The organism is Variovorax sp. P1_H12_2 (assembly GCF_056405335.1).
Window position 1 is genome coordinate 23,324 of sequence record NZ_JBFUCI010000003.1, and the last position, 19,853, is coordinate 43,176.

Here is a 19,853-nt window from a genome sequence, read left to right on the forward strand (position 1 = left end):
CCTATGAAAAATCCAGCGAAACAGCTTGTCGAGAGCCAGGAGATCTCCAAAGAGGTGGCCAAGGCGTTCGAACACCGGACCACGGTGGCCGCGAAGCACTTGGCCGAACGCGTGCGGCAGGCAGGCGATCGGCAGCTGGCGGCCTTGGTGAAGAAACCGCTGCTGCCCTGGCAGGCCGGGGTGGACGCCGCGCAATACGGCGTCGACTTCGCCCAGCGCGCGGTGCTGCTCTGGGACGGGCTGCGCCAGCGCGGCAACAACTTCATCGAGCACGAGCGGCAAGGCCTGCCGCCGATGCTGCACTTCGCGCACGAGATGGTCATGGACGGGCGCACGATGGAGCGTCCGGTCAATTACGCGCTGCTGCGCATCGTGCCGCCGGATGGCATGAAGGTGGATGCGCGCCGCCGTCCCTACCTGATCATCGATCCGCGGGGCGGCCACGGTCCTGGCATCGGCGGCTTCAAGGAGGACTCGGAAGTGGGCGTCGCCCTGGCCGCCGGCCACCCGGTGTACTTCGTCATCTTCTTCCGCGATCCCGAGCCCGGCCAGACGCTGCTGGACGTGTGCAACGCCGAGCGCGAGTTCGTGCGGTGCGTTCGCGCGCTCCATTCCGATGCGCCGAAGCCCGCGATCGTCGGCAACTGCCAGGGCGGCTGGGCCGCGATGATGCTGGCCGCGGCCAATCCCGACGACACCGGCCCGCTCGTCGTCGTGGGCGCACCGATGTCCTACTGGGGCGGCGCCTGGAGCGAAGGCGCGGGCGACAACCCGATGCGCTATGCGGGCGGGCTGCTCGGCGGCAGCTGGCTTGCCTCGCTCACCTCCGATCTCGGCGCGGGCAAGTTCGACGGCGCCTGGCTGGTGCAGAACTTCGAGAACCTGAACCCGGCCAACACCTTCTGGGACAAGTACTACCACGTCTTCGCCAACGCGGACACGGAGCCCGCGCGCTTTCTCGAGTTCGAACGCTGGTGGGGCGGCTACTTCCTGCTGAACCGCGAGGAGATCGAATGGATCACGCAAAACCTGTTCGTCGGCAACAGGCTCTGGGCGGGCGAGCACTCCGGCGCCGGCATGGGATTCGACTTGCGCGACGTCAAGRTGCCGGTCGTGCTGTTCGCCTCGCTGGGCGACAACATCACGCCGCCGCAGCAGGCCTTCAACTGGGTTGCCGACGTGTACGGCAGCACCGAGGAGATCAAGGCGCGCGGCCAGGTGATCGTCGGCCTGATGCACCAGGACATCGGCCACCTGGGCATCTTCGTGTCCGGGCGGGTGGCGAAGAAGGAGCACGCCCAGATCGTGTCGGCCCTGCAGTCCATCGAGGCGCTGCCGCCTGGCCTGTACGGAATGGAGATCGCGGAGCAGACGGATGACGCCGGCAAGACCCTCTATGACGTGAGCTTCGTTGAAATCCGGCTCGAAGACGTCGTTGCGCGACTGAACCACTACCGCCGCGAGGACGAGAAGCCGTTCCAGGCCATGAAGGCTGTCTCGGAATTCAACCAGCGCGCCTACGAGCTGTTCGGCCGCCCCGTGGCGCAGGCGCTGTCCAGCGAGGCCGGTGCGGCCCTGGGGCGCGCGTTCCACCCGCTGCGCTTCCAGCGCTGGGCGCTGTCCGACCTGAACCCGTTCACCTGGTGGCTGGCGCCGGCGGCGCAGCAGGTGAAGGCCGCGCGCCAGGCGGTCGCGCCGGACCATCCCCTGCGGCAGCTTGAGTCGACCGGTTCGGAACTCATCAGTGCCTCGCTCGACGGCTGGCGCGCCCTGCGCGACGCGATGGGGGAAGCTGCCTTCTTCCAGGTCTACGGCAACATGTTTGCCCTTTATGGCGGCGATCAGGGCATCGGCGACGAGCCGCAGGCGCAGCCGTTGAACCCCCGCGATCTGCCCTTCGTGAAGCGGGCGCTCGCCGCCATCGACCAGGGCGGGTATGCCGAGGCGCTGGCGCGTGTCGCTTTCCTGATGGCGCATGAGGACACGCCGCTGCCGCTGTCGCGGCTGCACCTCGCCCACGAACTGATCGAGGACTACGGCGACCTGCTGCCCCAGCTGCCGCTCGACGAAATACGCCGCATCGGCGGCGAGCAGGACATCATCGCCCGCTACGAACCACAGCAGGCGCTGGCCACGCTGCCCGTCTTGCTGGCGCGCCCGCAGGACCGCAAGCGGCTGCTGACGCTGCTGGAGCGCGTGCTGGCGGACCGGCGGGTACAGCGTATCGTGCCTTCGGCCGAGCAGACGTCGATGCTCGCGCACATCCGCAGCCTCCTGGTCCCGGTCGTGCCGGCGATCGCCGCGCCCGCGACGCCTTCTGCACCGTCGACGCGTGTGCGGCGCCGGACCGCGGCAGCCAGGAGAGCCTGACATGGACGTCCAATCCCAATCGCTGCTCGCCGGCCGCAAGGGCCTCGTGGTTGGCATCGCCAACGAGCACAGCATTGCCTACGGCTGCGCGCGCGTGTTCCGCGCGTGCGGCGCCGATCTCGCCGTGACCTGGCTGAACGATAAGGCCCGCCCGCACGTCGAGCCGCTGGCGCAGGAACTCTCCGCCGCCATTTCCATGCCGCTGGACGTGGAGCAACCGGGTGCGATGGAAGCCGTCTTCGATGCCGTCCGGCAGCGCTGGGGGCGCCTCGACTTCGTGCTGCACTCGATCGCCTTCGCCCCCTCCGCCGACTTGCACGGGCGGGTGGCCGACAGCTCCCCCGAGGGCTTCGCCCGCGCGATGGACATCTCGTGCCACTCGTTCGTGCGGATGGCGCGTCTGGCCGAACCGCTGATGCACGAGGGAGGTGCGCTGCTGACCATGAGCTACCTGGGCGCGGCCGAAGTCGTGCCGCACTATGGCGTGATGGGGCCGGTGAAGGCCGCGCTCGAAGCTTCGGTCCGCTACCTCGCCACCGAGATGGGCCCGCGCGGCATCCGCATCAACGCGGTGTCGCCGGGGCCGATCCGCACGCGTGCGGCCTCCGGCATCCCCGGCTTCGACGACCTGATCGAAGACGCACGCTGCCGGGCGCCCCTGCCGCGCGAGGTCGAGATCGACGACGTGGGCTCGCTGTGCGCGTTCCTCGTGAGCGGTGCGGCTCAGGCGATCACCGGCGACGTCCATTACGTGGACGGCGGCTTCCACATCCTTGCATGACCAACGACCCCAAGGCGAAAGAATCGTGTCCTCTACTTCCCATTCCCATGAACTGGCGGTGCTGCGCAACCGCACCTTTGACGAAATCGCCGTGGGCGATCGCGCCACCATCGAGCACACGTTGAGTGCTGCCGACATCCAGCTGTATGCGGCGATCACGGGCGACATCAACCCGCAGCACACCGACGCCGAGTTCGCCGCCTCCACGCCTTACCAGGGCGTCATCGCCCACGGTATGTGGGGTGCATCCCTGATCTCGACGCTGATAGGCACCTGTCTGCCCGGGCCGGGAACGGTCTACCGCGCCCAGACGCTCGAATTTCGGGCCCCGGTGCGGGTGGGCGACACCCTGTCCGTCACGGTGACGATCACCGCGCGAGACGAGACGAACCACAGCGTGGTCCTCGACTGCGCTTGCGTCAACCAGCACGGCCAGCAGGTGATCACCGGCGTCGCGACGGTGAGCGCGCCGACGGAACGCTTCGAGCGCCCGCGCGGCAGCCTGCCGCAGGTGGGCATTGCGTCATCGCACGAAGATGAACTGACGCGGCTGATCGAGCGCGTGCGGCCGTTGGGGCGGCTGCGCATGGCGGTGGTGTACCCCTGCGATGCCGTGAGCCTTTCCGCCTCGCTCGATGCCCACGCGGCCGGCCTCATCGACCCGGTGCTGGTCGCGCCGCGCGAGCGCCTGCAGGCCATCGCCCGAGAGGCCAGCCTGGATATCCGTGGCCTGCCCATCGAGGACGTCGCGGACAGCCACGTCGCGGCCGCGCGCGCCGTGGAGATGGCGCTCCAGGGCCAGGTGGACGCCCTCATGAAGGGCAGCCTGCACACCGACGATCTGATGTCCGCCGTGGTGGCCAGCAAGCTGCGCACCGGTCGCCGCATGAGCCATTGCTTTGTCATGCAGACGCCCGCCTACCCGCGGCCGTTCATCATCACGGACGCCGCGATCAACATCGCGCCGACGCTTCTGGACAAGCTCGACATCGTGCGCAACGCGGTGGACCTCGCGCATGCCTTCGGGGTCGCACGGCCGCGCGTCGCCGTCCTCGCCGCAGTCGAGACGGTCAATCCCAACATGGCCGCCACACTGGACGCCGCGGCGCTGTGCAAGATGGCCGACCGGGGCCAGATCGAGGGCGCTTTGGTGGACGGGCCTTTGGCCTTCGACAACGCCGTGTCGGCTGCCGCCGCGCGCGTCAAGGGCATCGTGTCCGAGGTCGCGGGCGCCGCCGACATCCTGGTCGTCCCGGATCTGGAAAGCGGCAACATGCTCGCCAAGCAGCTGGAGCAATTCGGCGGCGCGGCCAGCGCCGGCATCGTGCTCGGCGCGCGCGTCCCGATTGTGCTCACCAGTCGGGCCGACCCGCGCGAGTCCCGCATCGCATCCTGCGCCGTGGCCCTCGTCGCCGCGCGCGGTGCTGCGCAAGGTGCGGGCGCCGCGCGGCAGCCTCCCCAGTCGGCGGCCGCCCGGGCGGTGGCGCCCGCCGCTGCCGCAGCCAACCTGGAGCCGCAGCCGTGAGCGCCGCCATGCTGCAGCCCGCTGCGCGGGAAGGCGCCGTCGGCCTTCTCGTCCGGGAAGCTCCCGAACCGTTCCCCGGCTCCGCGTTGACGGGCGATCCCATCCTGGTCCTGAACTGCGGCTCTTCGAGCATCAAGTTCGCCCTTTTCGACACCGGCGCCACGCCGCTGCCGCGACGCCCGCTCTGGGCCGGCCGAGTCGAAGGCATCGGCGGCACGCAGGCGCACCTGATCGACGCAGACGGCGCGTCCGTGGCTCTGGAGCTCGATCCCGAGCGGCCCTACCACGCCGCCCTGCAGCACGTCCGTGCCTGCATCGAACGGCGCACGGGTGGCCGGCCGCCGGCCGCCGTGGTTCACCGGGTCGTGCACGGCGGCAGCAAGTACACGGCCCCGGTGCGCCTGGACCGCGTGGTGCTGGAAGAACTGCGCAGCTTCATCCCCCTCGCGCCACTGCATCAGCCCTATGCCCTGGAGGCGATCGAGGTGCTGCTGGGCGAGGCGCCACATCTGCCGCAGGTGGCCTGCTTCGACACGGCCTTCCACCGGACGCTGCCGCAAGTGGAGCAGATGCTGCCGCTGCCCCATGCCTTGTGGGAACGCGGGGTGCGCCGCTACGGCTTCCACGGCCTGTCCTACGAGTACCTGGCCATCGCCCTGRCCGAACGCCATGGACCCGCGGCGCGCAGGCGCACGATCGTGGCGCATCTCGGCAGCGGCGCCAGCCTCTGCGCGATGGAGGGGCTGAGCAGCGTCGCCACCACCATGGGCTTTTCCGCGCTGGATGGATTGATGATGGGCACGCGCTGCGGGGCGATGGACCCCGGCGTGCTGCTGCACCTGCTTCAAGTCGACAAGATGGGTGTGCAGGAGCTCGAACAACTGCTGTACCGCGAGTCCGGACTGCTCGGTGTCTCGGGGCTTTCGCCGAGCCCGCAGGTCCTGCTGGCGGCCGAGGACACGAATCCCCGGGCGCGCATGGCGCTGGACCTCTACGTTCGGCGCATCGTGCGCGAGATCGGCGCCCTGACAGCGGTGCTCGGCGGCTTGGACCTGCTCGCGTTCACCGCCGGCGTCGGCGAGCACAGCGCGGTGCTGCGCGAGCGCATCTGCCTCGGTCTGCAATGGCTGGGAGTGGAGTTGGATCAAGACGCCAACCGCGCCCACGCACCCACGATCTCCAGCGGGCGCGGCCGGGTGCGCGTGGCGGTGGAGCCCACCAACGAGGAATGGGTCGCGGCTTTCCACGCCCTCGACGTGCTGCGCGAAGGCGTTTCTCCCATCGGCGGACGCAACCCCCATTTGACGGAGGCAAGACCATGAACATGAGGCTGGATGACTATCGCGTCGCTGCGAATCTCGAGGACATCGATCGCGAAATCGCGCGGATGGCGCTGCTGTGCCGGGCCAAGCTGCTCCAGTCGGGCGTGATCGAGCGCGTCCTGAAGCGCGATGCGTCGGTATGCGGGACCGACAATCCGATCGCGTTCGGCAAGCTGCACGACATGCTGGTCCTGCACTTCGCGGTGCGCGAGAAATCGGCCGAGGTCCGGGGCCAGATCCCGACCGCCGCGATCGAATCGTACGTGGTCGAGCGCCTGCGCAAGCGTTTCCCAGACCTCGCGGCGGACTGGCGGCGTGCTTGAACTGCGGTCACGGGCGGCCCCATGACGGACATCAGCGTCGGTGCCCTCGCAGGCGTGCTGGGGTCGGTGGCCGGCAGCTCGGCCACGATCGCGATCGCGTGGATCACCCAGAAGACGCACGGCCGGCGCGAATTGATCGGGATGGAGATTCGCAAGCACGAAGCCCTCTACGGTGAATTCATCGCCGAGTGCGGCAAGCTCCTTGTGGATGCGCTGACGCATACGCTCGAGCAGCCGGAGACGCTCCTCCCGGCGTACGCGCTGCTCAATCGCATCCGGCTCACCGCCTCGGCCGAGGTGCTCGCCGAGGCCGAGCGCCTGTTGCGGCGGATCGCGGACCAGTACTTCGCCACCAACCTGACGACGAAAGACGTGGGCCGCATTGCGCATTCGGAGGACCCCGACCCGCTGAAGGTTTTCGGCGAGGCCTGCCGCAGGGAGCTCGAGGCAATCCGCGCCGGACTCTAGGTGGGGCCGGGGCCGCTACACGTGATCCCGATCCCGCTCGACGTGCCTGTGCACGCTCGGCAAGGCCAGTTCGCGACCGATCATCGCCCGCGCGTACAGGTAGTTGTTGCGCGTTCGCTCGCTCATGCCATCCATGTCGACGCTACCTCGCGGGTCGCAGGCGAACGCGAACGCCTGGCCATTGCGCAGTAGGGACCGAAACAGCAGGATGAAGGAGTCGGGCTCCGCTTGCGACGCGGCTGCGGCCGCCCCGCTGAAGGACGAAGAGAGCGCCTGGCGCATGGTGAAACCTCCGGTCGTGAGCGGCGGCGCCGTGATCAGCGCGTGTACTCGAAGGCCGGCATGGCCTTGATCGCCTCGCGCGTGGCGCCACGCAGCACCGGGCGGTCCCCCGAAACGTTGAACAGCCCCACCGGGATCGCTACGTCGTGCCTGCGCACGCCCAGGAAACCGCCAGCGCCCACGATGGCGTAGGAGACGGACGCGTTCGGCGCGACGATGACGTCGGTGATGCGGCCCACGGTTTCGCCGTTCTCGTTGACGACCTCTTGCCCGAGGATCTGCTTCTTGGCGCTCAATCCGTTGGCGATCTCGCGCACCTCCGTGACGCCGATGCTGAGCAGCGTGGAGCCTGCAACCTGCGCCTGGGCGCTTGCTGCCCCTGTCACGAGGACGAGTGCCGCCAGCGCGCCTGTGAATGTGTTTCTCATATCTTTTCTCCTGAATGACGTGGGAGGTGGAAGGGTTACGGCGCCGGATTCGCCCGGGTGGAGCCGATGCCAGAAGCGTAGGCCGTGCCTCTTGCGAAGTCGTGGATGAATCGTCTGACTTCGGTCCGGATTCGGTGTGCGCATGTCTGACCAAACACGCACCGAAATGCGACCGCAAGGAGACGACTTCGCGCGGCCGAGGTTCTATCTTCTGGCCTGCGGATTCAAGCCGCACAAGGAAGCTCGATGAATCTGTTTGTCCCAAATGTGGCGCGCCGGCTCGCGCGCAACGCATCGGTCTGCGCCCTGGGCCTGCTGCTCGGCGCATGCTCCACGGTGCGTCCCTGGACCAACGAGCCGATCACGCCGGAGGCGACGATCCAGCCGATGGTGCGTCCGGTGGTCGCCGTCGACGGGCAGGTCACAGCACACCCGGTGATCGCGGCGGTCACTCTTTCCGGTGGCGGTGCGCGCGCGGCGGCATTCGGACTGGGCGTGCTGCAGGAGCTCAAGGCCACGCGCTTCGAGACGCAACGCGGCGAGACCACGCTGCTGGACGAAGTAGGGCTGGTCAGTGYGGTCTCCGGCGGCAGCATTCTCGCGGCCTACTACGCGGCTTTCGGCGATGAGGTTTTCACCCGCTTCGAACACGACTTCCTGCTGGTGAATTTCCAGTCGGGGCTGATCCGGCAGGCCCTGTCTCCGGTCTCGACGTACCAGCTCACTTCGCCTTGGTGGGGCCGCACCCAGGTCCTCGCCAGTCGGCTCGAGACCGTGTTCCGTGGCACGACCTTCGGCGACCTGCGCCAGCGCCGTCCCTGGCCGCGCCTGCTGGTCACGGCCACCGATCTCACCACCGGAGTGCCCTTCGAGTTCACGCCGGAGCAGTTCGGGCTGATTTGCTCCGACCTGGAGTCCGTGCCCCTGTCCTTCGCCGTGGCGGCGTCTTCCGCTGTGCCCCTCCTGCTGAGCCCGGTGACGGTGCGCAACTATGCCGATACCTGCACGCAGGCCCAGGGGCTGGAGACGGCCATGGCACCCGAACGGAACCTCTCGGCCCGCGTCCTGCACCGGATCGCGGAGAGCTACCGGAACGCGAAGGAGCGTCCGTACATCCATCTTGTCGACGGGGGAGTGGCGGACAACCTCGGCGTGCGCGGCCTCATGGATCACACCATCGCCAGCGGCTCACTCCTGGACACGTTCCGCACCATGCCGCCGGGTTCGGTGCACAAGATCGTGCTCGTGACCGTGAACTCCGAGCGCGGCCTCGCCACGGCCATCGACGATTCCGACCGGGTGCCCGGCGCGAGCCAGGTGGTGCAGACGCTGGTTTTCGGGGCTGGCTCCCGCTTCAGCGGGGAGACCACGGAGATGGTGAAAGACGCAATGCAGCGCCTCGAAGGGGAACTGCGCGAAGCAAGAGGCCGCGCAGGCAGCCCGTTCGCTGCGGACGCGGAAGTCTATCTGATCAACGCGAGCCTGAGCGACCTCAAGAACTCGGGCAAGCGGAGACTGCTGATGGGCGTCCCCACGGCCTTCGAAATTCTCCCTGCGCACGCTCACGACCTGCAGGCGGCGGGCCGGCAGGTGTTGCGCGAGAACCCGGAATTCCAGCGCCTGCGGCGCAGCTTGGGCGCRCAGTCGATGGCCACGGGCCCCGCGCCGTCGGGCGCGGAAAAGCCATGAGGACGGTTGCGCCATGTCCTCGCTGAATAACCTGCAGGTTTACTGGTCCGGCAGCTTCATCGAAGCCAACGCGCTGATCGGCGTGAACCTGCTGGGCGCGCTCCTGCTGGGAATGCTGATGGGCTACGAGCGCTCGTACAGCGGCCGTGCCTCCGGGATGCGCACCTATGGGCTCGTGTGCATGGCGTCGACGGCGCTGACCGTCTTCGTGGGTTATGCGCCGCTCTGGTACGGCGGCGCGGCCGCACAGGTGGCGCCGGATGCGACGCGCATCGTGCAGGGTGTCGTCACGGGCGTGGGTTTTGTTTGCGCCGGGGTCATCGTCAAGGACGGACTCAACGTCAGAGGGCTGACCACGGCCGCATCCATCTGGGCGGCGTCCGCCGTCGGTGTGCTGTTAGGGGTCGGCTTGTACGCGGCGGCCCTGGTGATGGCCGTGCTCTGTTTGCTTTCGATGTCGCTCGTCCACGAGGTGGAGCGCAAGCTGCCCGGACGCGCCGTCTTCGACGTGTCCCTCAGCTTCTGCCGCGACACGGCACCGGAGCTCGAGCAACTGGCCCAGGTGGCGCTGACGCATGGCTATCGCCTGGTGCACCACAGCCTCAGCATCAGCTACGCGGACACCGTGCCGGTCTGGCGCTTCTGCGTGATTGCCCCGGACAGATCGCGCTCCACTTCTCCTGCGCGCCTGGCGCACGAGCTCTCTCGATCGGATGAAGTGGTCCGGTTCAGCATCGTCCCGTTGAAGAACTGATTCCGACATCGACCACGTGTCTATTCGCAGTCTGCAAAAACGCCACCCACCTCACACCCCCACGATCCATGAGCCGACATTCCGCGACCCTCGAGCGCTCCGACACGACTGCCACTACAGCGCCGATGCTTGTCTTTCGCGTCGTGCAGGTGCCGGCGATGCTGCGAAGTCGCCGGTTCTTGGTTGCGATCGCTGTTCTGGGCTGCGCCGCCGCAGCCCCGGCTTTCGCCGAAGAGCGCTTCGCTTCCATGCTGTTCCAGAACGACGTCTTCTTCGGGCGCGATGGTGGCGGCTACACCAATGGCGTCTTTGCTTCAGTCGTGCGGGTGACCTCGCCAGGCGAAAGCAGCGTGGAGCCTTCTCTGTTGATGAAGCCGATCGCCGGCTGGCTTGGCCTGCCGCAGGCGACGCTCGCTTCCTCGGCACTGGGCCAAATCATGGTGACCCCGCGCGACCTCACGATGCGCAGACCGGACCCCAAGGACGCGCCTTATGTCGGGGCTCTGATGTTTCGCTCTACGCAGGTGTTCGTCCACGATGACATCGCTGACATGGCGGCGGTCAACATGGGCGTAATTGGCCCGGCCGCCGGCGCCGAGCAGACGCAACGCCTCATTCATCGCATCGTGGGCGCGGACCGCCCGGAGGGCTGGGACAGCCAGGTTTCCAACAAGGCACTGGTGGGCATTGAGCGCTATCGGGCCTGGCGCTTTCCGCTGGGTGCCGCGGAAGCCGGCAAGGCCAACGGCGACTTCGTCGCGCTCGCCGGTGGCGCCCTTGGCAACCTCGAAACCTCCCTCGGCGGCACCGTGATGCTGCGCTACGGCGTGGGATTGGAGCGCAGCTTTCCGACCGTCCCGCGGGTCATGACGCACAGCGCCGATCCCTTCGTGATCGGCCGCGGCTGGTTTACCTATGCCGGACTCTCCGCCGATCACCTCTTCAACCATGTGGGCATCAGCGACGACGTTCCCTCCGGCGCAACGGCGCAGCTGCGCAAGTCGCGTTTCGTCGCGGTGGCGGGCATCGCATACGGCTGGCAGCATTCGTCGCTGAGCTTCTCGCTGCAGAGCGCGAATCCACTGGTCCAGTCCAACCATCAACAGCAATCCTACGGGTCAGTGACCTATAGCTGGAATATGCGTTGAAGCGCGCGCTGCAGACCATTTTCCGCGCCACCTCTGAAGTTCTGCATCGACGGTCGGTCTCAAGGTATTGCGAAAACAGCTCGCCGCCTGGGCCGCCGCGACGAAATTGCTTGATCAGCAACTGAGGTGCCATCCGGGCCGAAGGCCATCGAATGTCAGCTTCTCACGGACCGACATGGCGATTTGGGCCCGGATGTCCGCGCGCCCGCTCTGCGCACAACCTGTCAGATCCAGGACCGACATTGCAGGCCCACTGGCTTGCGCATCTCAGCGGCGGACTCTGGCTTCGAGCAGGTCACCCATGCCGATGCGCTTCGCGAAGGCGATGCGCACGCGCTCGGACACCTCGAACACCTCGGTGGCGCCGTCGTCCACGAAGTCGATCAGCGAGCGCATCGGCCGCGTGCCGGCCGGCAGGCCCACGATCCGGACGATCTCGTCGGCCACGGCCTGCGGGTCGGCATCGTCGGGTGTCAGGGCCGAGAGGCGCTCGCTGATCTGGTCCATCACGCCGTCATAGCGGCTGTAGGCGGCGGCGGTCGCCGCATCGGCGGGCTTGCCCGCGCTCTGGAAGTGGTCGGTGCCCCGGGTGAACGCCCCCGGCACGACGATCGAGGTCTCGATACCGAAGCGCGCGATCTCGTAGGCCAGCGTCACGGCCAGCGAATCCATCGCAGCCTTGGCCGCGCCGTAGGGGCCCATGAACGGCGGGAAGCCGCCCCTGGTGGTCGTGCTGCTGATCCACACCATCAGCCCCGACTCCTGCCGGCGCAGGTAGGGCAGCACGGCGCGGTTCACGCGCTGGGCGCCGAGCACGTTGGTGTCGAACACTGTCGTGATCTCCTCGGGGGTGAAGGCCTCGCTCGGCCCGACCACGAGATGGCCCGCGTTCTGCATCACCACGTCGAGATGTCCCTGCTCGCGAACGATGGTCGCGGCGGCGGCATCGGCGGATGCCTGCGAGAGCACGTCGAGTTCGAGTGGGTGCAGCTCAAGCCCCCTGGCTGTGGCCAAGGTGCGCAGCTCGGTGGCGCGGCCGTTGTTGCGCCCCGCGATGTCGCRCATCGATGCATAGACGATGTGGCCCGCTTCGGCGAGGGATTGGGCGGTGAGCTTGCCGATACCGGTGCCGGCGCCAGTGACGAGGATGACGGATTGCATGATGGAGCTCCTGGAATGGATGTGAGTGGACGGGAAGGAAACTGGAAGGAAATCGCCTGGCCTCAACGCACGCGGCGCTGCAGCGCATGGGCCGCCCATGCCGCTGCAGATCCGAGCGCGGCCGCGCCGGCCAGCGTGGCGAACAGCGACAGCGAAGGCGGCTGGTGGACCGCAAAGAACGCGATCAGCCCGAGGAAGTAGCACAGCAGGTTGTTGATGCGCGGCACGCTGCGCATCGACACCACGATGAGCGCGACGACCAGCACCACCGCCGGCAGCGCCGCGGCGCCCACGACCGGTGCCAGTGCACCGATGGCCACGGCTGCGCCCTTGCCGATCAGCACGCCCAGGCTCACGCAGACGAGGTTGAACACGCCGTCGCGCGCTGTGACGCCACGGGTATAGAAGGCCACCCAGCCGACGAACATCGCCCAGACGGGCAGTTCGAGGACCATGGCCATCGCCGACGCGGCGGCGGCGACCACGGCAGCGGCCGCCGTGAAAGACGAATAGGAGAGACTGAAGAAGCGCGGGGCGGCCGCGTCGGACGAAGGCTGTCGCATGGTGGTTGCTCCTTGGGAATCGCGTGGGAGCACTCAGGCCACGCCGCCGTTGGCGCGCAGGATCTGGCCGTTGACCCAGCCTGCATCCGGGCCGGCGAGGAACGAGACCACCGAGGCGATGTCCTCGGGCTGGCCCAGGCGCTGCAGCGGCGGCATCTTCGCGAACGCTTGGACCTGCTCTTCGGTCTTGCCGTCGAGGAACAGCGAGGTGGCGATCGGGCCGGGTGCCACGGCATTCACCGTGATGTTGCGGCCGCGCAGCTCCTTGGCCATCACGTGCGTGAAGGCCTCGACCGCCGCCTTGGTGGCGTTGTAGATCGCGTAGCCGGGCATGTTCAGCGCGAGCGTGGTGCTCGAGAAGTTGACGATGCGCCCGCCTTCATTGAGCCGGGTGGCGGCTTCGCGCAGCGTGTTGAAGGTGCCGCGCACGTTGACATCGAAGGTCTGGTCGTAGAGCGCATCGGTGTGCTCGGCCAGCGGCACGGTCTTGAGCACGCCGGCGTTGTTGACCAGCACGTCGATCCGGCCGAGTTGCGCTTCTACGGCGTCGAACATGCGGCGCACCTCCTCGGCATGGGCCACGTCGGCCTGGACCGCGATCGCCCTCGCGCCGGCGGCCTGCAATTCGGCGATCAGCGCCTCGGCCGGCCCGGCCCCCGAAGCGTAGTTGACGGCGACGGCAAAGCCGTCCCGGGCGAGGCGTTGCGCGACGGCAGCGCCGATGCCGCGCGATGCGCCGGTGACGAGAGCGACGCGGGTGTTGCGGGGGGTGTTCATGGTGCGGTTCCTTTCAGGGGTTGGTTGGTGAAACGAATGTTCTTTCATTCCAACGCAAAGATAATCAGCCTAATATCGTCAATACAATTCCATATGCGTAAACAATAAAGCCGAGGACCGACCCCATGGATCGCTTCCAGGAAATGCAGGCCTTCGTGCGCATCGCCGAACGCCAGAGCTTCACCCAGGCCTCGGACGACCTGCGGATTCCACGTGCCACCGTCACCACCCTGATCAAGCGCATGGAAGCACGCATCGGCACGCGACTGCTGGAGCGGACCACCCGCACCGTGCGTCTCACGCAGGACGGCGAGGCTTACTACCGGCGCTGCGTGCGGCTGCTGGCGGACGTGGAAGAGGCCGAAGGTGCGTTCAGGAATGCGGCGCCCAAGGGCCAGCTGCGAGTGAACCTGCAGGGCACGCTGGCCCGGCACTTCGTGGTACCGGCGCTGCCCGGCTTTCTGGCGCGCTATCCGGAGCTACAACTGCACATCGGCGAGGACGACCGGCTGGTCGATCTCGTACGCGAAGGTGTCGACTGCGTGCTGCGCGCAGGCCAACTGCAGGACTCGTCGATGGTCGGGCGGCGCGTGGCGCTGCTGCCGCAAGTCACGGTCGCGAGTCCCGACTATCTGGCGCGGCATGGCGAGCCTGGCAGCCTGGAGGCATTGGTCTCGCACCGTGCCGTCAACTACATCTCCGGCGGCACAGGCAAGGTGGTGCCGCTCGAGTTCACCGTCGATGGCCGGGTGACGGTCGTGGACCTGCCCGCCACCGTCTCGGTGACCGGCGCCGACATCTACACGGGGTCGTCCATTGCCGGTCTCGGCCTGGTGCAGGTGCCGCGCTACCGCGTGGCGGGCGAGCTGGCGGACGGCCGCCTGAAGGTGGTGCTGCCGGGCTTCGCGCCGCCGCCGATGCCGGTCTCGGTGCTCTACCCGCAGAACCGTCAGCTGTCGTCGCGCGTACGCGTTTTCGCGCAGTGGCTGCGGGACATCTTCGAGGCTGTGGACCCACCTGCGTCTTGACGCGCGATGCTCAGGGGAATCCGGCACCGATGGTCGGCACGATGCGGGCGCCCCATCATGAACGTCAGACCTTGAGCGCCCCTCTGAATCCACGGGCGGCGTAGTACGACTGCGCCCCGTTGTGATAGACGAAGACACTGTCGTAACGCCGGTCGCAAAAGAGCGCTCCGCCGAGCTTTCTGACCTCAGGGGGCGTCGCCACCCAGCTGGAGGTCTTGATGTCGAACTCGCCGACCTCCTGAAGCTGGCGATAATGCGCCTGCGTCAACAGCGAGATGCCCATCGCCTTGGCCATGTCGATGACGTTGCCCTCGGGCTTGTTCTCCTTACGCGAACGCAAGGCCTCCGCGTCGTAGCAGAGGCTTCTGCGTCCCTGCGGACTTTCAGCGGCGCAATCGCAGAAAAGGAAGGCGCCGCCGTCATCCACCGCGCCGATGACATCGGGCTCCCCGCCGGTCCGCTCCATCTCGTGGAGCGACCTGAGCTTGTCGGGGCGGCCTTGCAGGCGACCCTGCACCGCAGCCCAGTCGACCGCTGGATGTCGATGCATGTTCTGGGCGAATCGCAGCTTCAGTACATCGACGAAGCCTTCGAGTTGTTCCACCTTCATGTCACGTTCCCCTGCTGTTTGGCTGTCATGAACCCGTGCTCCCGGCAAGCCACTCGACGTGTGTCGGCTTCTGACTGCGGGTTCGAGCTGGAGCGTCTCACTCGCGCCTGCTGAAGGCACTACTTCCGGTCCAAGGCCAGCCGCCTCTGCGCGGCCTGGAAGACGGGCCCTCGCGCGAGCTGCAGCGCCTGGCCGCGCTGCGCGCTATCCGGCGATACCGCGGAGGTCATGGCGACGACCAGGCCAAGCGGCGAATGAACCCAGATGAGCTGGCCAGCGTAGCCGCTGGCGAAGTAAGTCGAGCCGGAAGCCGCCCACCAGAAAAGCCCATAGGGCAAGCCAACCGGCGGCCCGCCGGAACTTTGAGGTTTGACCATTTGCGCCACGAACCCGACTGGAAGCACCGGCTGGCCCGCCCATCGGCCATCCTGCAGCAGCAGATAACCCAACTTCGCCATGTCCATGGTCCTCATCCACGCAATGCCGCGAGGGTATGCAGGTTCCCGCATGGCAAGAGGCGTCACGAGTTGGTCGCGCACCAGGTCGGCGATGGGGCGCCCAGTGACCCGTTCAAGGATGGCCTGAACCATCGTGGGCCCGCTGTTGTCATAGGCGAACCGTTGGCCTGGTTCTGCTCGAATTGGCCTCGCCCAAGCTGCAGCTGGAGCGAGGGACGCGGCAGTTCCGGTGCTGTCGTTCACCTCGAACCCGGTTGTCATGGCGAGCAGGTGCCTGAGCGTGATGGCCTGCGCACGGGGGTCCGGATTGAGCGGTCGCCACTCGGGCATGAGGTCGACGACCGGCAGTTCCAGAGAGGCGAGTTGCTTTCGCTGCAAGGCAGTACCCACCAGGAGGGCCAAGCCGCTCTTGGTGACCGACTGGGTGTTTCGCAAGGCGTCCGGGTTGCCATCGCGGTAGTACTCGTACACCGTGCGGCCTTGGAGGACAACAACCACGCTCTGAACATCGCCCAGCTCCTTGGCGATACCTTTGTCGACGCTCTCGAACGCGGCGACGTCGAGGCGCTGCTCTTCGTGTGTCGACGTTCGCCAAGGAGGCATCCCCTCGGCAAATGCGGTGGTCGCAACGATCAAGCAAAGCCAGACGATGACTTTCCGCAACTTAGCCCCCGTGTTGTTTGTGAGCAGCAGCCTATCGCCGGGCTCGTGGCTGCATTGTGCCCGCGCAGCGCAAGGCGAAAAATGGCGACAGGGCGCGCACCGGAAACGCCAGTGCCAAACTCACAGATCCCCGCAGAAAACCTCTCGGTTCAGATCCGCGGGGCTCGTTCGGACGACCAGCGCATGAGGCGAACCGGTCAGCTGAGACAGCGTTGCTGGCGCCGTATTGGTCAAGCGAAAGGGCCCGCTGGCAGGGGACAGCGACGTAGGGTTGTTGATCTCGGTCACCAGAACGACCTTGTTCAATGCGTACTTCGGGTTTGGCGCAAGGTTTCCACATCGACCTTCAAACACAGCCATATACAACTGCACAGGCGCCGTCGTCGCAACGCTGAGGCCTGAGACTTCGATCGTCACCACGGTGGCATCCGCCTGTGGGCGCAGGAATGCCTTGCCAACTTGCCCCGCGTTCATCCTCGTTGCCGAAAGCTGTACTGTCTTCGTGCTCGCCTCGGCCGCACGGTTGCTTGTCGTGCATCCCCACATCAAATGAAGCCCTGCGATCGTCGTGACCATCAGAATGGATCTCAGCGCTTGACCTTGCACGCGGGCGTGCTTGTGCATCTGACGCCCTTCGATGTATCGCTCCATGGGCCACCTTGCTCAAAAACGGGTTTGAATCAATATAGGCGAGGGGCCCATGTTTTCATAGCACACGTCGGCATCACGGTCGTAGAAGAACCCAACCTGTCGGCGCAGAACCTCGTCGTAGACGCCTGTCGCCGGGCCTCAGGGCGGCGGCAGCGGGCGCGACCACAGCCAGGCCAGCACCGTGGCCATGCAGCCGATGGCCAGCGCGGCGAGCCATGGCTTGTGGGCCGTCAGCGACACGATCACGGCGCAGATCGCCATGGTGGCGGTGGCGCTCCATTTGGCGCTGCGGCTCACGCAGCGGCCGTTCTGCCAGTTGCGCAGCAGGGAACCGAACAGGCGGTGATCGAGCAGCCAGCCGTGCAGCCGCGGCGAGCTGCGCGCAGCCGCCCAGGCGGCCAGGAGGATGAACACCGTCGTCGGCATTCCGGGCAGGACCACGCCGATCAGCCCGAGGATCAGGCACAGCACGGCGAAGGCGTACAGCAGGCCGCGCACGAGTGGCGAAGTCCGTCCGGGGCCGGGGTTCAACGCCGCCACCTCGGCGCGATCGCGCCATCGGCGGCCCGCTTCAGGCTGTCTTGCAATGCGCGCCACTGGAGAGTCATAGGGGGCTATTCTGGCCGCTTGGCGGCCGGGCGGCGGCAGCAGCACAAAGCGCATCTGAAAACTCAGGCTACGTGCCGAGGCGAGTCATCCGCCGGCTTCGGGCCGTCGCGGCCTCGGGCCAGGTGAGGCCGGGCGTGTTCGCGCACTCATGGTGAGCGGAAGAAGTCCTCGCCTCATTCATTCAGGGGATGTGCGAGGGCCGCGAAAGATCTAAGGTGCTGTCGTGAAACCGTCATCGGCACGGCAGTGAAAGCTACCCCATGAGCGATCCGGTGGATTCCGTCATTCGTCCGACGGGCGCGGGTTGCGTACGTTTCTGGTGCGCTCGGGCGGTTGTTCGGGGGAGATGCCCATCGAGGCCACCGGCTCGGCGGCGCCAAGGTCGCGCCGTCCCCATGCGCGCCGAGGACGGGCTTGCTCCCGTCGAACGCGACATCCACAATCCCATAGTGGAAAAACTGTGGACTCTGGACCGGTTCCAAGTCGACCTCGAGCGTGTCGTGCGCGCCATCTTGGTCGTCGATGTCGTCGAATCGGTCCGGTTGATCCAGGAAGACGAGGGGGGCGCGATCCAGCGCTGGCGAACGTATGCGGCGGAAGCCGCCGATCGGATCGCGCCGGCTTTCGGCGGTCGTCTGGTCAAGAGTCTGGGCGACGGCCTGATGATCGAGTTTCCCTCCGCGCCCAGCGCCGTCCAGGCGGCGTTGGCGCTTCAACAGCTCAGCCTGGCTTCGAATGCCGGCCTTGCGGACAATCGCAAGATGAGAGTGCGCATCGGCGTGCACGTCAGCCCGCTGATCGCCGATGCACGCGACATCTACGGGCACGGCGTCAACCTGACCGCCCGCCTTGCGACACTGGCCGGTCCGGACGAGATCGTGGTGTCGGCCGAGGTGCGCGACCAGCTGGTTCCAGGGGTCGATGCGGACGTCGAAGACCTTGGGGAGTGCTATCTCAAACATGTGACACATCCCGTTCGCGCCTTTCGGGTCGGTGCCCCGGGCGAGCATCTGATCGAGCTCGATGTGCCGGAGGGTGATCTGAAGGCCACGGTGGCCGTGATTCCGTTTGTCGTGCGCGGCGCGACGGCGGGACAGTCGGTTCTCGGGCAGGCGTTGGCGGACGACGTGATCACGGCGTTGTCCCGCTCGCAGGAGATCAATGTGGTGTCGCGGCTGTCGACGATCTCGCTGGGGGGGCGCAAGATGAAGCTGGAGACCCTGGCGCACCACCTGAATGCCGACTACCTGGTCTCGGGCACGGTGTCGATCAGCGGCGATCTGCTGAGACTCAGAACGGAACTGGCCGAGGTGAAATCGCGGAAAGTCGTCTGGTCGAAGACGTTGAGAGGCGCGGTCAAGGGCGTCATCGCCGGCAAGGACGAGCTCGCCGACCGGTTGGTGAGCGAGATCTGCGGCGCATTGATGACGCATGAACTGCGGCGTGCTGCCGGCAACGCCTTGGCGACGCTTGAGAGCCGCACGCTGCTTCTGGCCAGTATCACCCTCATGCATCGGATCTCGCCCTGGGCGGCTCTGCGGGCGAATCTGATGCTCGAGGCGCTGATCGAGCGGTCGCCGCGCCTGGCGCCTCCGTACGCCTGGCTGGCCAAGTCGTACGTGCTGCGGGTGACCCAGGGGTGGTCCGACGATGTGCATGCGGACGGAAGGCGTGCCTTGGAGAACACACGTCGCGCGCTGGATCGGGATCCGACGCTCTCGCTGGCGATGACGGTGGAGGGTCAGGTCAACACCTACATCCTGAAGAACCTCGATGTGGCGCACGATCGCTACGAGGCGGCGTTGCGCGAGAACCCCAACGACTCCCTCGCCTGGCTGCTCAAGGGCACGCTGCATGCGTTCCGCGACGAGGGCAAGGAAGCGGTGCGCCACACCCGACAGGCGCTGAGGCTGTCGCCTCTCGATCCGCTGAAGTACTACTTCGACTCGCTGGCTGCAACAGCCGCCTTGGCGGCCGGCCAGTATCCGAGGGCCGTGAGCCTTGCGGAAGCATCGCTGCGTCTGAACCGGGCACATACGTCGACCCTGCGCGCGCTGATCACCGCGCTGTGGGAGTTGGGTCGCGAAGAAGAAGCTCGGGCGAGGGCTCGCGAGCTGCTGAACATCGATCCGGATTTCAAGGTTTCCCATTTCTTGGAGCGGTCTCCGGCAGCGCCGTTTCAACTGGGTCGGGTCGTCGCCCGCGCCTTGCACAGCGCCGGAATTCCACAATAAGGAGAATTC

General features: G+C 67.0%; 20 protein-coding genes. 11 read left to right on the forward strand and 9 right to left on the reverse strand.

The genetic code is table 11. From position 1 onward, the window contains the following. Positions 1 to 3: 3 nt before the first annotated feature. The 6 genes from AC1D2K_RS00820 to AC1D2K_RS00845 are packed head-to-tail and all read left to right on the forward strand — an operon-like array spanning position 4 to position 6,789. Complete coding sequence (locus tag AC1D2K_RS00820; protein ID WP_478085532.1) at positions 4 to 2,370, forward strand: DUF3141 domain-containing protein; 2,367 nt, start codon at positions 4 to 6, stop codon at positions 2,368 to 2,370. A gap of 1 nt (position 2,371) precedes the next feature. After that, on the forward strand, positions 2,372 to 3,151 hold the full coding sequence (gene fabI, locus AC1D2K_RS00825) for an enoyl-ACP reductase FabI (protein WP_478085533.1): 780 nt from the start codon (positions 2,372 to 2,374) through the stop codon (positions 3,149 to 3,151). Between the two features lie 25 nt (positions 3,152 to 3,176). After that, a complete protein-coding gene (locus AC1D2K_RS00830; protein ID WP_478085535.1) occupies positions 3,177 to 4,676 on the forward strand; it encodes a bifunctional enoyl-CoA hydratase/phosphate acetyltransferase in 1,500 nt (499 codons plus the stop codon). Continuing rightward, the gene (locus AC1D2K_RS00835; RefSeq protein ID WP_478085537.1) at positions 4,673 to 5,998 is read left to right on the forward strand and encodes an acetate/propionate family kinase; all 1,326 of its coding nucleotides are present in this window, start codon (positions 4,673 to 4,675) and stop codon (positions 5,996 to 5,998) included. The genes AC1D2K_RS00830 and AC1D2K_RS00835 overlap by 4 nt, the downstream gene beginning before the upstream one ends. Then, positions 5,995 to 6,321 carry a hypothetical protein gene (locus AC1D2K_RS00840; protein WP_478085539.1) on the forward strand — a complete coding sequence of 109 codons (327 nt, stop codon included), beginning with the start codon at positions 5,995 to 5,997 and terminating at the stop codon, positions 6,319 to 6,321. Before AC1D2K_RS00835 ends, AC1D2K_RS00840 begins: the two co-directional genes overlap by 4 nt. A 21-nt stretch (positions 6,322 to 6,342) precedes the next feature. Next, positions 6,343 to 6,789 carry a hypothetical protein gene (locus AC1D2K_RS00845; protein WP_478085541.1) on the forward strand — a complete coding sequence of 149 codons (447 nt, stop codon included), beginning with the start codon at positions 6,343 to 6,345 and terminating at the stop codon, positions 6,787 to 6,789. A gap of 15 nt (positions 6,790 to 6,804) precedes the next feature. On the opposite strand, the gene AC1D2K_RS00850 is transcribed toward AC1D2K_RS00845, so the two are convergent. Together AC1D2K_RS00850 and AC1D2K_RS00855 are read right to left on the reverse strand one after the other, a co-directional pair. Next, complete coding sequence (locus tag AC1D2K_RS00850; protein WP_478085542.1) at positions 6,805 to 7,071, reverse strand: hypothetical protein; 267 nt, start codon at positions 7,069 to 7,071, stop codon at positions 6,805 to 6,807. A 35-nt stretch (positions 7,072 to 7,106) separates the two neighbouring features. Next, positions 7,107 to 7,499, reverse strand: coding sequence for a PRC-barrel domain-containing protein (locus AC1D2K_RS00855; RefSeq protein WP_478085544.1), 393 nt, complete (start codon positions 7,497 to 7,499; stop codon positions 7,107 to 7,109). A gap of 246 nt (positions 7,500 to 7,745) precedes the next feature. Between AC1D2K_RS00855 and AC1D2K_RS00860 the strand changes: the two genes are divergently transcribed. The 3 genes from AC1D2K_RS00860 (at position 7,746) to AC1D2K_RS00870 (ending at position 11,090) form a co-directional block, all read left to right on the forward strand. Beyond that, positions 7,746 to 9,188: a patatin-like phospholipase family protein gene (locus tag AC1D2K_RS00860; RefSeq protein WP_478085546.1), complete on the forward strand. Its 1,443-nt coding sequence runs from the start codon at positions 7,746 to 7,748 to the stop codon at positions 9,186 to 9,188. 13 nt (positions 9,189 to 9,201) lie between these two features. Beyond that, positions 9,202 to 9,942, forward strand: coding sequence for an MgtC/SapB family protein (locus AC1D2K_RS00865; protein WP_478085548.1), 741 nt, complete (start codon positions 9,202 to 9,204; stop codon positions 9,940 to 9,942). A gap of 68 nt (positions 9,943 to 10,010) precedes the next feature. Then, positions 10,011 to 11,090 (forward strand): lipid A deacylase LpxR family protein, encoded by a 1,080-nt coding sequence (locus tag AC1D2K_RS00870; protein ID WP_478085550.1) that lies wholly within the window; start codon positions 10,011 to 10,013, stop codon positions 11,088 to 11,090. 267 nt (positions 11,091 to 11,357) lie between these two features. On the opposite strand, the gene AC1D2K_RS00875 is transcribed toward AC1D2K_RS00870, so the two are convergent. The 3 genes from AC1D2K_RS00875 to AC1D2K_RS00885 form a co-directional block, all read right to left on the reverse strand. Beyond that, entirely contained in the window at positions 11,358 to 12,251 is an 894-nt protein-coding gene (locus tag AC1D2K_RS00875; protein WP_478085552.1) for an SDR family NAD(P)-dependent oxidoreductase, read from the reverse strand. A 62-nt stretch (positions 12,252 to 12,313) separates the two neighbouring features. Beyond that, positions 12,314 to 12,814 (reverse strand): DUF1097 domain-containing protein, encoded by a 501-nt coding sequence (locus tag AC1D2K_RS00880; protein ID WP_478085554.1) that lies wholly within the window; start codon positions 12,812 to 12,814, stop codon positions 12,314 to 12,316. A gap of 33 nt (positions 12,815 to 12,847) precedes the next feature. Beyond that, positions 12,848 to 13,591 carry an SDR family oxidoreductase gene (locus tag AC1D2K_RS00885; RefSeq protein WP_478085556.1) on the reverse strand — a complete coding sequence of 248 codons (744 nt, stop codon included), beginning with the start codon at positions 13,589 to 13,591 and terminating at the stop codon, positions 12,848 to 12,850. A 125-nt stretch (positions 13,592 to 13,716) separates the two neighbouring features. Between AC1D2K_RS00885 and AC1D2K_RS00890 the strand changes: the two genes are divergently transcribed. Continuing rightward, positions 13,717 to 14,619: a LysR family transcriptional regulator gene (locus AC1D2K_RS00890; protein ID WP_478085557.1), complete on the forward strand. Its 903-nt coding sequence runs from the start codon at positions 13,717 to 13,719 to the stop codon at positions 14,617 to 14,619. A gap of 64 nt (positions 14,620 to 14,683) precedes the next feature. On the opposite strand, the gene AC1D2K_RS00895 is transcribed toward AC1D2K_RS00890, so the two are convergent. The 4 genes from AC1D2K_RS00895 to AC1D2K_RS00910 form a co-directional block, all read right to left on the reverse strand. Further along, positions 14,684 to 15,229 carry a DUF4256 domain-containing protein gene (locus AC1D2K_RS00895; protein WP_478085558.1) on the reverse strand — a complete coding sequence of 182 codons (546 nt, stop codon included), beginning with the start codon at positions 15,227 to 15,229 and terminating at the stop codon, positions 14,684 to 14,686. A gap of 119 nt (positions 15,230 to 15,348) precedes the next feature. Beyond that, entirely contained in the window at positions 15,349 to 16,350 is a 1,002-nt protein-coding gene (locus AC1D2K_RS00900; protein WP_478085560.1) for a serine hydrolase domain-containing protein, read from the reverse strand. Positions 16,351 to 16,470: 120 nt separating this feature from the next. Beyond that, on the reverse strand, positions 16,471 to 17,001 hold the full coding sequence (locus AC1D2K_RS00905) for a hypothetical protein (protein ID WP_478085561.1): 531 nt from the start codon (positions 16,999 to 17,001) through the stop codon (positions 16,471 to 16,473). 138 nt (positions 17,002 to 17,139) lie between these two features. Then, positions 17,140 to 17,499 (reverse strand): YbaN family protein, encoded by a 360-nt coding sequence (locus tag AC1D2K_RS00910; protein ID WP_478085563.1) that lies wholly within the window; start codon positions 17,497 to 17,499, stop codon positions 17,140 to 17,142. 506 nt (positions 17,500 to 18,005) lie between these two features. Between AC1D2K_RS00910 and AC1D2K_RS00915 the strand changes: the two genes are divergently transcribed. Beyond that, on the forward strand, positions 18,006 to 19,844 hold the full coding sequence (locus AC1D2K_RS00915; protein ID WP_478085564.1) for an adenylate/guanylate cyclase domain-containing protein: 1,839 nt from the start codon (positions 18,006 to 18,008) through the stop codon (positions 19,842 to 19,844). Positions 19,845 to 19,853 lie beyond the last annotated feature (9 nt).

What these genes read in the sequence shown, in the direction of transcription:
- fabI (WP_478085533.1), top strand. Translation starts at nt 2,372, where the DNA reads ATGGACGTCCAATCCCAATCGCTGCTCGCCGGCCGCAAGGGCCTCGTG.
- AC1D2K_RS00840 (WP_478085539.1), top strand. Translation starts at nt 5,995, where the DNA reads ATGAACATGAGGCTGGATGACTATCGCGTCGCTGCGAATCTCGAGGAC.
- AC1D2K_RS00845 (WP_478085541.1), top strand. Translation starts at nt 6,343, where the DNA reads ATGACGGACATCAGCGTCGGTGCCCTCGCAGGCGTGCTGGGGTCGGTG.
- AC1D2K_RS00850 (WP_478085542.1), bottom strand. Translation starts at nt 7,071, where the DNA reads ATGCGCCAGGCGCTCTCTTCGTCCTTCAGCGGGGCGGCCGCAGCCGCG.
- AC1D2K_RS00855 (WP_478085544.1), bottom strand. Translation starts at nt 7,499, where the DNA reads ATGAGAAACACATTCACAGGCGCGCTGGCGGCACTCGTCCTCGTGACA.
- AC1D2K_RS00865 (WP_478085548.1), top strand. Translation starts at nt 9,202, where the DNA reads ATGTCCTCGCTGAATAACCTGCAGGTTTACTGGTCCGGCAGCTTCATC.
- AC1D2K_RS00870 (WP_478085550.1), top strand. Translation starts at nt 10,011, where the DNA reads ATGAGCCGACATTCCGCGACCCTCGAGCGCTCCGACACGACTGCCACT.
- AC1D2K_RS00880 (WP_478085554.1), bottom strand. Translation starts at nt 12,814, where the DNA reads ATGCGACAGCCTTCGTCCGACGCGGCCGCCCCGCGCTTCTTCAGTCTC.
- AC1D2K_RS00885 (WP_478085556.1), bottom strand. Translation starts at nt 13,591, where the DNA reads ATGAACACCCCCCGCAACACCCGCGTCGCTCTCGTCACCGGCGCATCG.
- AC1D2K_RS00890 (WP_478085557.1), top strand. Translation starts at nt 13,717, where the DNA reads ATGGATCGCTTCCAGGAAATGCAGGCCTTCGTGCGCATCGCCGAACGC.
- AC1D2K_RS00895 (WP_478085558.1), bottom strand. Translation starts at nt 15,229, where the DNA reads ATGAAGGTGGAACAACTCGAAGGCTTCGTCGATGTACTGAAGCTGCGA.
- AC1D2K_RS00905 (WP_478085561.1), bottom strand. Translation starts at nt 17,001, where the DNA reads ATGGAGCGATACATCGAAGGGCGTCAGATGCACAAGCACGCCCGCGTG.
- AC1D2K_RS00915 (WP_478085564.1), top strand. Translation starts at nt 18,006, where the DNA reads ATGCGCGCCGAGGACGGGCTTGCTCCCGTCGAACGCGACATCCACAAT.